Genomic DNA, 11,843 nt, shown 5'->3' on the forward strand with positions numbered 1-11,843 from the left:
ACCTGGCTGTCGAGGTCAGCGCTGGACCGTGATGCCCTTGGGGTTGAGGTGGGCGATGTTGCCGCTCTCGGTGCCGTCGGCCGGGTCGATGACGCAGTCGATGAGCGCGGGCTTTCCCAGTGCCAGTGCTTCGCGGAGGGCGGCGGTGACCTCGTCCGGGGTGGTCGCCCGGTAGCCCTTGCCACCGAACGCGGCGATCATCAGGTCGTGCCGGGCTTGCAGGGCGGTCGGGGCCGGGTCGCCGGACTCCGAGGCGGCCGCGTCGCCGCGGTAGACGCCGCTGTTGTTCAGCACGACGGTGACGATCGGCAGGTCGTAGCGGCAGATCGTCTCCAGTTCCATGCCGCTGAACCCGAACGCGCTGTCGCCCTCGATGGCTACCACCGGGTCGCCGCTCTCCACCGCGGCGGCGATCGCGAACCCGAGCCCGATGCCCATCACGCCCCAGGTGCCGCTGTCCAGCCGGTGCCGGGGCACCTGCATCCCGATCGTGTTGCGGGCCAGGTCCAGCGCGTTCGCGCCCTCGTTCACCACGTACGCCCGCGGGTTGTCCCGCAGCACGTCACGGACGGCCTGCAGCGCGCCGAGGAACCTCATCGGGTGCGCGGTCTCGGCGGCGGCCAGGCGCTTGGCCATCTTGCCGACGTTGTCCGCGGACCGGGCGGCGAGCTCGTCGCGCCACGGCGCCGGTGGCGTGATCCGGCCGGGGCCGGTCCGGTCGATCAGGGCCTGCATCACCGAGCCGACGTCGCCGACCAGTGGCGCGGCGATCGGCTGGTTGCTGTCGAGCTCGGTGCTGGCGATGTCGACCTGGATGAACTTGACGTCGGGGTTCCACTGCGGGGCGTCGCCGTGGCCGAGCAGCCAGTTGAGCCGGGCGCCGACGAGCATCACCACGTCGGCCCGGCGCAGGGCCAGGGAGCGGGTGCTGGCCACCGACTGCGGGTGGTCGTCGGGCAGCAGGCCCTTGGCCATCGACATCGGCAGGTACGGGATGCCGGTGCGCTCGACGAACTCGCGGATCTCCTCGTCGGCCTGGGCGTAGGCGGCGCCCTTGCCGAGCACGACCAGTGGCCGCTGGGCGTTCGCGAGCAGCTCGATCGCCCGGTCCAGGGCGGCCGGCTCGGGCACCTGCCGCGGCGCCGGATCGACCACCCGCCACAATGATGCCGCGCCCAGGTCGGCGTCGATGACCTCGCCGAGGACCGCGGCCGGGATGTCGAGGTAGACGCCGCCGGGGCGGCCGGACACGGCGGTGCGGATGGCGCGGGCGATGCCGCGGCCGATGTCCTCGGCCCGGTGTACGCGGTATGCCGCCTTGGCGAACTGCCGGGCCGCCGCCAGCTGGTCCATCTCCTCGTAGTCACCTCGCTGCAGGTCGACGAGGTGCCGCTCGCTGGATCCGGAGATCTGCACCATGGGGAAGCAGTTGACCGTGGCGTTGGCCAGCGCGACGAGACCGTTGAGGAACCCGGGGGCGGACACGGTGAGGCAGATCCCGGGTTTCCTGGTCAGGAAGCCGGCCGCCGCGGCGGCGTGCCCGGCGGCGCTCTCGTGCCGGAAGCCGACGTAGCGGATGCCGGACGCCTGCGCCAGGCGGGCCAGGTCGGTGATGGGGATCCCGACGACCCCGTAGACGGCCTCGACCTCGTTGAGTTTGAGCGCGTCGACGACCAGGTGTATCCCGTCGGTGAGTCGCTGCGCGCCGACGGCGTCGCCGGCTTCTGATTCCCGGAGTGAAGCGATGGTCATGGTCGGAGCCCTCCATCATGGTCGCACTACTGCGATTGCATACCGTATGGGGTAGACATCAATCGTGGACCATGGTGAGGCGGGGTGTCCAGAGGTGCGGTGGCTTTGGTCACTAGATCGTTTATTGTATACCGAAGCCTGTATGCTGGACTCGTCCTCGCAGACAGGACCGACAAGCAGGAGTGATGCAGTCATGAACACCTGGCGGAGATTCACACGTGCACTGAACCGCCTCACCGACCGGCTGGCGCTGCCGACCGGCTCCCCCGCCGACGGCCGCACTCTCGGGCTCGGCCTGGCGGCCGCCCTGGAGAACCAGCGACGGGCCGCCCGGCCGAGCGACGAGGAGATCGCGCGCTTCCTCAGCGGCTCCGCCCCGGAGGAAGGACTGGTCAAGGCCTGACGATCAGGCCGGCTGCTCTTCCCGCTCGGTTCGCCGGGATTTCCGCAGGCTGGCGACGGTGGTGATGATCAGCGTCCCGACGATGACGCCGAGCGAGACGGTGATCGGCACCGCCGGCGCCCAGGACACCCCGTCGTGGTGCGCCGCCTCCAGCATCAGCTTGACGCCGATGAAGGCCAGGATGAACGCCAGGCCCTTGCTGAGGTAGACGAGCCGGTCCAGCAGACCACCCAGCAGGAAGTACAGCTGCCGCAGGCCCATCAGCGCGAAGGTGTTGGCGGTGAACACCAGGTAGGGCTCCTGGGTCAACCCGAAGATCGCCGGGATCGAGTCGAGCGCGAAGAGCAGGTCGGTGGTGCCGATCGCGACCATCACGATCAGCATCGGCGTGACCATCCGCCGGCCGTCCACCCGCACCAGCATCGACGCGCCGCGGTAGGACTCGGTGGTCGGCAGGATCCGCTTGGCCGTGCGGAGGGCGAGGTTCTCCGAGAACTCGTCCTCCTGCTGCGGGCCGACCAGCTTGACCGCGGTGTAGATGAGGAACGCGCCGAACAGGTAGAACAGCCAGTCGAAGCGGGCGACCGCCGAGGCGCCTGCGGCGATGAAGAGGCCGCGCATCAGCAGCGCCAGCACGATGCCGATGAGCAGCACCTTCTGCCGGTATTTCGCCGGCACCGCGAACCGGCCCATGATGATGATGAAGACGAACAGGTTGTCGACGCTGAGCGAGTACTCGGTCAGCCAGCCGGCGAAGAACTGGCCGCCGTAACCGGCCCCGTAGGTCGCCACCAGCAGCAGCCCGAAGCCGATGGCCGCCACCACGTAGAAGCTCACCCAGGCGACACATTCCCGGAAGGACGGTTCACGCGGGTTCCGAGCGACCAGGTAGAAGTCGAAGGCGATCATGGCGATGAAGCCGGCAATCGTCACGGCCCATACCCAGAGCGGTAGATTCATGCTGCTCCCTTGGTTCGGGCGGCGGCCCGGGCCCGGCGGCGGGTCTCCCGCGCCTCCCACTGCGCCTCGGCGTGCCGCAGGTAGAACTGGTACAACCGCTCGGCCCGCGGGTTGCCGTGCCGGATCCGGCGCAGCCAGCCCGGCGCCACCCGCTCGTGCAGCCAGCTGAAACCGATCGCGAAGCCGAGGCTCACGATCGCCTGATAGGCGAGGAAGGCGAGCACGTCCGGCGGCAGGGCGGGCCGGCCGGCCAGGAGCAGGCCGGCCAGGACCTCGTGCGCCAGCCGGGCGAGCGGGAACCCGGCGAGCCAGTACAGCGCAGTCGGGGCGAACACCCCGGGTGCGATGACACCGGCCGCCAGCAGCAGGCCGAAGCCACCGCCGAGCAGGGCCAGCGGCAGTCCGAGCGCCACACCGGTGGCCGCCGCCCAGCCGGCGGGCTGGCCCGCGATCAGGGCCAGTCCGAAGGCGGCCGGCCCGGCGAACGCACCGATGGCGGCGCCGGGCAGGGCGAGCTGTGCGAGGTGGCGCAAGCTCGGCTCGGTCATCAGATGACCACACCGAACCGGATCAGGCTGTAGATCAGCATGCCCAGGTAGAACACCGCGCCGAAGCCGATCACGACGTTCTGCAGGATGCCCGGGCGGATCGGTTTGGGCAGCATGCGGTTGTTGACCAGCAGCAGCACGACGCAGTACGCGCCCATCGCGAAGGTGGACAGGAAGGCCAGCACGTCGAGGATGGCGCCCGGACCGTCGGCGGGGCCGAAGTTCAGGATCAGGATGCCGAAGGTGATGACGCCCCAGAGGAAACCGGCGTACAGCTTCGACATGCTGAACCGCTTGGCGCCGGGCACGAAGTGGTAGGTCATGTCGGCCTGGCCGCGGGAGAACGAGTCGAACAGGCCGAGCGTGGCGTTGAGGCCGATCAGGGCGATGAACCCGAGGAAAACGCCGTGCAGCACCGGCGCACCGGCCGAGGCGAAGGCGTCGGCCATGGCGGTCAGCGCCACCTCGCGGTCGCCGTCGCGGATCAGGTCACCGACGTTCGGGTTGACCCGTACCGCGGTCTGGGCCAGGACCGTGAACGAGACCGTGACCAGCATCGTGATGCCCCAGAAGAGCAGCAGGGCGTCGAAGGTGACCCAGCGCCGCCAGCCCTTCCACTTCTTCATCTCCTCCGGGTTCGCGGTGTCGAACATGAAGCCGCGCGACGGCATCTCCTCCTGCTCGTCGGCGTGCCGCAGGCCGCGGATCTGCGGGATGTGCGAGCCCATGCCGGCACCGGAGTCACGCAGGTGCAGCGTGTACCACATCTGCTGCATACCGGACGGGCCGGCGAAGGCGATCGCGCCGACGATGACCGGGAACCAGGTCGCCGACATCGCCTCGTCGGGCAGGTAGCCGAAGTGGAACATGCCACCGAGGGTGGAGGTGACGTCGGCCCACCGGCCGACCAGTGAGGCGACCACCGACGTGCTGACCACGAGCAGCCCGATCAGCAGGCCGAGCAGGCTCTCCAGCAGCGGGTAGATCACCTTGGCCAGGCTGAACAGCACGCCCACCAGGATCAGGCCGACGCAGGCGGTGACGGTCCAGGGTATGCCGGTCACCTGTTCGAAGGCGGCGGCGCCGGTGGACAGGTGTCCCGGCCAGATGTAGACCAGGATCGCCGTGACGAAGAAGAACCACATGAGTGGTTTGAAGACCCGTGCCGCGCCGAAGAAGATGCTCTCGCCGGTCGCCATCGCGTACCGGGCCATCTCCAGCATGACGAAGGCCTGGAGGGTGACGCCGATCAGGAAAAGCCACCTGATCTCCGGACCGAAGATCAGGACCAGCCGGGGCCACATGTACGACTCGCCCATGCCCACCCCGAGCGCGACCAGGAACACGGTCGGGCCGAGCAGGTGAATCGAGGGCGGCGCCTTCGGGAGCTCCCGGATCGGCATCGGTTCGAGCCGTCCGGCCCGCCATACCCGCTCGTCAGGGGCGGTGGCGGTGGCCGTGGCGGACGGGGGTGAGGTGCTGCTCGCCGGTTCCGGCGAGGGAGAACTGGAAGCGTCCACGCTGGACCTCCTGGGGATTGGCGCGGAACGGTCGCTGTGTCGCTAGTGGCCCCTCCGACTGCCCGGTGTGGTGGTACGGAGCACGACTCAGCGGCCGTCCGGTTGGCCGCCGAGCAGGCCGGCGGAGCGTGCCCACCGGTACTTCGCGCCGAGCACGGCGACGGGCTTCTCCGTGGTGTACGGATAGGCGACGATGCCGTGCCGGTACAGGTGTTCGCTGGCCTCCTCGACCTCGACGTCTCCGGCGAGCGAGGCGACCACGGGCTTGTCGACGCCCTTGGCCCGGAACTCCTCGACCACGTCGGCCACCAGTTCGGCGAAGACCATCGGCGGTGTGACGATGGTGTGCCAGTAGCCGAGGATCAGCGCGTGGATGCGCGGGTCGGACAGGCCGAGCGCGATGGTGTTGCGGTAGGTCGACGGCGGTTCGCCGCCGGTGATGTCGATCGGGTTGCCGGCCGCGCCGAACGGCGGGATGAACCTCCGGAACGCCTCGTCGAGATCGTCCGGGATCTCCATCAGCGTGAGCCGGTTGTCCACGCACGCGTCGGAGAGCAACACCCCGGATCCACCGGCACCGGTGATGATGACGACGTTCTCGCCCTTCGGCGTCGGCAGCAGCGGGATGCCGCGGGCGTACTCCAGAAGGTCGTTGAGGCCCGGCGCGCGGATCACGCCGCTCTGCCGCAGGATGTCGTCGTAGACCTTGTCGTTGCCGGCCAGCGCACCGGTGTGCGAGCTGGCCGCCCGGGCGCCCTGGTCGGTGCGGCCGGCCTTGAGCACCAGCACCGGTTTGGTGGCCGAGACCCGTTTCGCGGCCCGGGCGAACGACCGGCCGTCCTTGAGGTCCTCCAGGTGCATGGCGATGAGCTGGGTGTCCGGGTCGCTCTCGAAGAACGTCAGCAGGTCGTCCTCGTCGATGTCGGCCTTGTTGCCGACGCCGACGATCGCCGACACGCCCATCCGGGCGGATCGGCTGAAGCCGAGGATGGCCATCCCGATGCCGCCGCTCTGCGAGGAGAGCGCGACGCCGCCCTTGACGTCGTACGGCGTACAGAACGTCGCGGACATGCTCGCCGGGGTGTAGTAGTAGCCGTAGATGTTGGGCCCGAGGATGCGCACACCGTGCCGGCGGGCGATCCCGAGGACCTCGGCCTGCAGCTCGTGGTTGCCGATCTCGCCGAACCCGGACGGGATCATGATGGCGCCGGCCGCGCCCTTCGCGCCGACCTCCTCCAGGGCGGCGGGCACGAACCGGGCCGGGATCGCGAAGATCGCGACGTCGACCGGCCCGGGCACGTCGGCGATGCTGGGGTACGCCTTGCGGTCCAGGATCTCGGTGGCCTTCGGGTTGATCGGGTAGATCTCACCCTGGTAGCCGCCGTTCACCAGGTTCCGCATCACCGAGTTACCGATCTTGCCGGTCTCGGCGGACGCCCCGATCACGGCGATCGAGGCGGGCCGCATGATCCGGTTCATGCTGGCGAGGATCTCCTCGTCGGTGAACTGCTCCGGGCGTGCGGCGGCCTTCGGGTCGACCAGGATCCGGACGTCCACCGCGGTCGCGCCGGCCGCGGTGGCCAGCACCGGGTTGAGGTCGACCTCGGCCAGCTCCGGGAAGTCGGTGACCAGGTCGGACAGCCGGACGATCAGGTCGGCCAGGATCTCCCGGTTCGCCGGCTCGGCGCCGCGCACGCCGCGCAGGATCTCGGCCGAGGCGATACCGTCGATCATGGACAGCGCCGTGCCGGTGTCGGCCGGGGCGAGCCGGAAGGTGACGTCCTTGAGCACCTCGACCAGCACGCCGCCGAGACCGAAGGCGACGATCTTGCCGAACGTCGGGTCGGTCACGGTGCCGACGATGACCTCGTGCCCGGTGGTGAGCTGCTGCTGCACCTGAACCCCGACGATCGTCGCGCCGGCGTCGTACGCCTCGGCGTTGGCGATGATCGTGTCGTAGCCGGCGGCGATCTCCTCGGCCGAGCCGAGCCCGACCAGCACTCCCCCGGCCTCGGTCTTGTGCAGGATGTCCGGTGAGACGATCTTCAGAACCACCGGCAGGCCGATCGTCGCGGCCAGGGCCACGGCCTCGTCGGCGCTGCCGGCCAGGCCCTCACCGGGAGTGGCGATCCCGTACGCCTCGACCACCAGCCGCCCCTCCGGAGCGGTCAGCGAGTCGCGTCCCTCGGCGGCGGCCCGGTCGAGCACCCGGCGTACGGCTTCGCGGTCGTATTGCGACATGGCGTCGTCTCCTTGATCGAAGTCAGACGGCACCGGCGGCACGCAGCTCGCCGATGCCCTGCTCGGTGTAGCCGAGCTCGCCGAGCACCTGCTCGGTGTGCTCGCCGAGCAGTGGCGAACGCTCGATGGCGACGGTCGAGTCGGACAGCTTGATCGGGTTGCCGACCGTCTTGAACGGGCCCCGCTCGGGATGGTCGACCTCGACCACCGAGCCCAGCGCGGCCAGCGTCTCGTCCTCGATCAGCTCCCGGGTCGACAGGACCGGCCCGCACGGGACGTTGCGGGCGTTGAGCTGCTCCATGACCTCCTGCTTGGTGTGCCGCTCGGTCCACTCCTCGATCAGCGCGAACGCCTTGTCGAGTTTGTGCAGCCGGGCCTGCGGCGTGCTCCAGGCGGGGTCCTCGGCCAGCTCGGGCCGGCCGATCAGGTCGCAGATCGGCTGCCAGCCGACCGGCTGGATGATCACGTAGATGTAGTCGTTGGGCCCGCCCGGGGCACAGCGCACCGCCCAGCCGGGCTGGCCACCACCGGAGGCGTTGCCGGAGCGGGGCACCTCGTCGCCGAAGTTCTCGTTGGGGTACTCCCCCAGCGGCCCGTGCGCCAGTCGCTGCTGGTCACGCAGCTTGACCCGGCACAGGTTGAGCACCGCGTCCTGCATGGCGACCTGGACCCGCTGGCCACGGCCGGTGCGGGTGCGCTGGTAGAGGGCGGCCAGGATGCCGGCCACCAGGTGGATGCCGGTGCCGGAGTCGCCGATCTGCGCCCCGGTGGCGGTCGGCGGGCCGTCCTCGAACCCGGTGGTGCTCATCGCCCCGCCCATCGCCTGGGCGATCACCTCGTACGCCTTGAAGTCGGCGTAGCGGCCGGGCCCGAAGCCCTTGATCGAGGCGTAGATGAGCCCGGGGTTGATCTCCTGCAGCGTCTCCCAGGGAAAGCCGAAGCGCTCGACCACGCCCGGGCCGAAGTTCTCCACCAGGATGTCCACGCCGGACACCAGCCGGGTGAAGACCTCCTTGCCGCCGGGGTGCTTCATGTTGAGGGTGATGCTGCGCTTGTTGGCGTTGAGCATCGTGAAGTAGAGGCTGTCCACTCCGGGGATGTCCCGCAGCTGGGAGCGGGTGATGTCGCCCTGCCCCGGCGCCTCCAGTTTGATCACGTCGGCGCCCAGCCACGCGAGGATCTGCGTGGACGAGGGACCGGACTGCACATGTGTCATGTCGAGGACCCGAACGCCCTCCAGTGCCTTACCCATGAGCGAACCTCCTGTGTGCGCCACCGCTGCTGGGGGTGCTGATCCGCTGTCAGCTTCAGGGATTGCATACCGTATGGGGTAGGCAATATCGTGGCCCATGTAACAGCCAGGTGTCTAGAGGGTCGCGGAACGTTTTCGCCACCCTCCTGAAGGGAGGCCCGGTGGATCTGCTGGAACACCAGGCACAGGAACTGTTCGCCAAGCACGGCGTACCGGTCGGTCGCGGCCGGGTCGCCACCACCCCCGACGAGGCCTCCGCGGCCGCCGCTGAGATCGGCGGCCGCGTGGTGGTGAAAGCCCAGGTCAAGACCGGCGGCCGGGGCAAGGCCGGCGGGGTGCGGCTGGCCGGCGGCCCGGACGACGCCCGCGGGGTCGCGGCCGCGATCCTGGGCATGGACATCAAAGGCCATACCGTCCACAAGGTGCTGGTCACCGAGGCGAGCGACATCGCCGAGGAGTACTACGTCTCGCTGCTGCTCGACCGCTCGAACCGGTCGTTCCTCGCCCTCGCCTCCCGCGAGGGCGGCGTCGACATCGAACAGGTGGCCACCGAGAACCCGGACGCGCTGGCCCGGCTCGCGGTCGATCCGGTCGACGGGCTCGCCTGGGAGGACGCGCTGCGGCTGGCCGCCGACGCCGGCCTGCCCGACGACGTCCGCGACCCGGTCGCCACCGTCCTGGTCCGGCTCTGGAACGTGTTCCGGTCCGAGGACGCCACCCTGGTCGAGATCAATCCGCTGGCCAGACTCGCCGACGGAACGGTGCTCGCGCTCGACGGCAAGGTGACGGTGGACGACAACGCCCGCTACCGCCAGCCCGGTCACCCGCGGTTCGCCGACGTCACCGCCACCGACCCGCTGGAGAGCCGCGCCGCCGCGAAAAACCTGAACTACGTCAAGCTCGACGGCTCGGTCGGGGTGATCGGCAACGGCGCCGGCCTGGTGATGAGCACCCTGGACGTGGTCGCCTACGCCGGCGAGGAATTCGGCGGGGTACGGCCGGCCAACTTCCTCGACATCGGCGGCGGCGCCTCGGCACAGGTGATGGCCGACGGCCTGGAGATCATCCTGGGCGATCCGGACGTCCGCAGCGTGCTGGTCAACGTGTTCGGCGGGATCACCGCCTGCGATGCCGTCGCCGACGGCATCGTCCAGGCGATCGGCCTGCTCACCGAGGCGGGCGAGACCATCTCGAAACCCGTGGTGGTACGGCTGGACGGCAACAACGCGGCGGAGGGACGCCGGATCCTCGCCGAAGCGGCACTACCCGGCGTGATCAGCTCGGGCACCATGGACGGCGCGGCCCGGCTCGCCGCCGAACTCGCCGGCAAGGGGGCGTGACGATGGCAATCTTCCTCACCGACAAGAGCCGGGTCCTGATCCAGGGCATCACCGGCGCCGAGGGCACCCGGCACACCCGCCGGATGGTCGCCGCCGGTACGAACATCGTCGCCGGGGTCACCCCGGGCAAGGGCGGTCAGGACGTCGACGGCATCCCGGTCTTCGGCAGCGTCGCCGAGGCGGTCGACGCGACCGGCGCCGACACCTCGGTGGTCTTCGTGCCGCCCCGGTTCGCCAAGGCCGCGGTGATCGAGGCGATCGACGCGGAGCTGGCCCTGGCGGTGGTGCTGACCGAGGGCATCCCGGTGCACGACACCGCCGCTTTCTGGGCGCACGCCCGGGAGGCCGAAACCACCCGGATCATCGGGCCGAACTGTCCCGGGCTGATCAGCCCCGGGCTGTCCAACGCCGGCATCATCCCGGCCGACATCACCACGCGCGGGCGGATCGGCCTGGTCAGCAAGAGCGGCACCCTGACGTACCAGATGATGTATGAATTGCGGGATCTGGGTTTCTCGACCTGTGTCGGCATCGGCGGTGACCCGATCGTCGGCACCACCCACATCGACTGCCTCCAGGCGTTCCAGGACGACCCCGAGACCGACGCCATCGTGATGATCGGCGAGATCGGCGGCGACGCCGAGGAACGCGCCGCCGACTACATCCGGGAGCGGATCAGCAAGCCCGTGGTCGGCTACGTCGCCGGATTCACCGCGCCCGAGGGCAGGACGATGGGGCATGCCGGCGCGATCGTCTCCGGTTCGTCGGGCACCGCGGCGGCCAAGCAGAAAGCACTGGAAGCAGCCGGGGTCAGGGTCGGGCGGACGCCGTCGGAGACCGCCGCACTGATGCGTGAGACGTTACCGGCACGCTGACCGGCCCGTGAACGGCGCGGGCCGGCCCGATCACCCTCCGGCGGGCCGGCCGCCCGGCGCCGCACGGCGGCAGCGTCGGTCCGGGCGGAGGCCGCCGCCTCCGCCCGGATCCCGCGCGTCAGGAGGGCAGCCCGAGGACCCGGTGCGCGCCGGCGTAGACGTTCATCGATGCGCCCCGCAGGAACCCGATCAGGGTCAGCCCGGCGTCGGCGGCCAGATCGGCGGCGAGCGACGACGGCGCGGAGACCGCGGCGAGCGCCGGGACGCCGGCCATCACCGCCTTCTGCACCAGCTCGAACGACGCCCGGCCGCTGACCATGAGGATCGTGTCGCGCAGCGGCAGCCGGCCGTCGCGCAGCGCCCAGCCGACCGCCTTGTCGACGGCGTTGTGCCGGCCGACGTCCTCCCGCAGGCAGAGCAGCCGGCCGTCGGCGGAGAACAGTCCGGCGGCGTGCAGGCCTCCGGTGCGGTCGAAGACCCGCTGCGCGACGCGCAGCGTGCCGGGCAGGGCGGTGATCACCGCCGGGTCGAGGCGGACCGGATCGTCGCGGACCGACCAGGACGCGATGGTACGGACGGCGTCCAGACTGGCCTTGCCGCAGAGCCCGCACGACGAGGTGGTGTAGAAGTTGCGCTCCAGCGACGGGTCCGGTGGCGGCACCCAGCCGGCCAGCACCACGTCGACCACGTTGTAGGTGTTCACCCCGTCGGCGGTGGCGCCCAGGCAGTAGCGGATCCCGGTGATCTCCCCCGCCGCCCGGACCACGCCCTCGCTGACCAGGAAACCGGCCGCCAGGTCGAAGTCGTCGCCCGGGGTGCGCATGGTCACCACCAGAGGCTTGCCGTTCACCCGGATCTCCAGCGGCTCCTCGGCGGCCAGGGTGTCGACCGGCTCGGCCGTCACCCCGTCGACGATCCGCAGCACCCGGCGCCGGGTCGTCACCCGTCCCAT

Annotated in this window: 10 protein-coding genes; 3 read left to right on the top strand and 7 right to left on the bottom strand. The window is 70.3% G+C overall.

Features of this window, described 5'->3' with window-relative positions; all coding sequences use genetic code 11:
* Positions 1-15: 15 nt before the first annotated feature.
* Positions 16-1,752, bottom strand: a complete 1,737-nt coding sequence (gene oxc, locus ACFO0C_RS13085) for an oxalyl-CoA decarboxylase (protein WP_378066856.1) — start codon at positions 1,750-1,752, stop codon at positions 16-18.
* A gap of 193 nt (positions 1,753-1,945) precedes the next feature.
* On the opposite strand from oxc, the gene ACFO0C_RS13090 reads away from it, so the two are divergent.
* Positions 1,946-2,155, top strand: coding sequence for a hypothetical protein (locus ACFO0C_RS13090; protein WP_378066857.1), 210 nt, complete (start codon positions 1,946-1,948; stop codon positions 2,153-2,155).
* A 3-nt stretch (positions 2,156-2,158) separates the two neighbouring features.
* Here ACFO0C_RS13090 and ACFO0C_RS13095 read toward each other — a convergent pair whose 3' ends face one another.
* The 5 genes from ACFO0C_RS13095 to frc form a co-directional block, all read right to left on the bottom strand.
* Positions 2,159-3,115 carry a TerC family protein gene (locus tag ACFO0C_RS13095; RefSeq protein WP_378066858.1) on the bottom strand — a complete coding sequence of 319 codons (957 nt, stop codon included), beginning with the start codon at positions 3,113-3,115 and terminating at the stop codon, positions 2,159-2,161.
* Entirely contained in the window at positions 3,112-3,663 is a 552-nt protein-coding gene (locus tag ACFO0C_RS13100) for a hypothetical protein (protein WP_378066859.1), read from the bottom strand. Before ACFO0C_RS13100 ends, ACFO0C_RS13095 begins: the two co-directional genes overlap by 4 nt.
* Complete coding sequence (locus ACFO0C_RS13105) at positions 3,663-5,183, bottom strand: Nramp family divalent metal transporter (RefSeq protein WP_378066860.1); 1,521 nt, start codon at positions 5,181-5,183, stop codon at positions 3,663-3,665. Before ACFO0C_RS13105 ends, ACFO0C_RS13100 begins: the two co-directional genes overlap by 1 nt.
* Positions 5,184-5,270: 87 nt before the next feature.
* Complete coding sequence (locus tag ACFO0C_RS13110) at positions 5,271-7,424, bottom strand: acetate--CoA ligase family protein (RefSeq protein WP_378066861.1); 2,154 nt, start codon at positions 7,422-7,424, stop codon at positions 5,271-5,273.
* A 22-nt stretch (positions 7,425-7,446) separates the two neighbouring features.
* Entirely contained in the window at positions 7,447-8,676 is a 1,230-nt protein-coding gene (frc, locus tag ACFO0C_RS13115) for a formyl-CoA transferase (protein ID WP_378066862.1), read from the bottom strand.
* A 161-nt stretch (positions 8,677-8,837) separates the two neighbouring features.
* Here frc and sucC point away from each other — a divergent pair, with 161 nt between their 5' ends.
* Together sucC and sucD are read left to right on the top strand one after the other, a co-directional pair.
* Positions 8,838-10,016 carry an ADP-forming succinate--CoA ligase subunit beta gene (sucC, locus tag ACFO0C_RS13120; RefSeq protein WP_378066863.1) on the top strand — a complete coding sequence of 393 codons (1,179 nt, stop codon included), beginning with the start codon at positions 8,838-8,840 and terminating at the stop codon, positions 10,014-10,016.
* 2 nt (positions 10,017-10,018) lie between these two features.
* Positions 10,019-10,891, top strand: coding sequence for a succinate--CoA ligase subunit alpha (gene sucD / locus ACFO0C_RS13125; RefSeq protein ID WP_378066864.1), 873 nt, complete (start codon positions 10,019-10,021; stop codon positions 10,889-10,891).
* 118 nt (positions 10,892-11,009) lie between these two features.
* On the opposite strand, the gene fdhD is transcribed toward sucD, so the two are convergent.
* Positions 11,010-11,843, bottom strand: coding sequence for a formate dehydrogenase accessory sulfurtransferase FdhD (gene fdhD, locus ACFO0C_RS13130; RefSeq protein WP_378066865.1), 834 nt, complete (start codon positions 11,841-11,843; stop codon positions 11,010-11,012).

This window comes from Actinoplanes subglobosus, assembly GCF_042650585.1.
GTDB lineage: Bacteria > Actinomycetota > Actinomycetes > Mycobacteriales > Micromonosporaceae > Actinoplanes > Actinoplanes subglobosus.

Excerpts from the sequence above, each read along its gene's own strand:
- oxc (WP_378066856.1), bottom strand. The coding sequence starts at position 1,752 with ATGACCATCGCTTCACTCCGGGAATCAGAAGCCGGCGACGCCGTCGGC.
- ACFO0C_RS13090 (WP_378066857.1), top strand. The coding sequence starts at position 1,946 with ATGAACACCTGGCGGAGATTCACACGTGCACTGAACCGCCTCACCGAC.
- ACFO0C_RS13095 (WP_378066858.1), bottom strand. The coding sequence starts at position 3,115 with ATGAATCTACCGCTCTGGGTATGGGCCGTGACGATTGCCGGCTTCATC.
- ACFO0C_RS13100 (WP_378066859.1), bottom strand. The coding sequence starts at position 3,663 with ATGACCGAGCCGAGCTTGCGCCACCTCGCACAGCTCGCCCTGCCCGGC.
- ACFO0C_RS13110 (WP_378066861.1), bottom strand. The coding sequence starts at position 7,424 with ATGTCGCAATACGACCGCGAAGCCGTACGCCGGGTGCTCGACCGGGCC.
- frc (WP_378066862.1), bottom strand. The coding sequence starts at position 8,676 with ATGGGTAAGGCACTGGAGGGCGTTCGGGTCCTCGACATGACACATGTG.
- sucD (WP_378066864.1), top strand. The coding sequence starts at position 10,019 with ATGGCAATCTTCCTCACCGACAAGAGCCGGGTCCTGATCCAGGGCATC.
- fdhD (WP_378066865.1), bottom strand. The coding sequence starts at position 11,843 with ATGGGACGGGTGACGACCCGGCGCCGGGTGCTGCGGATCGTCGACGGG.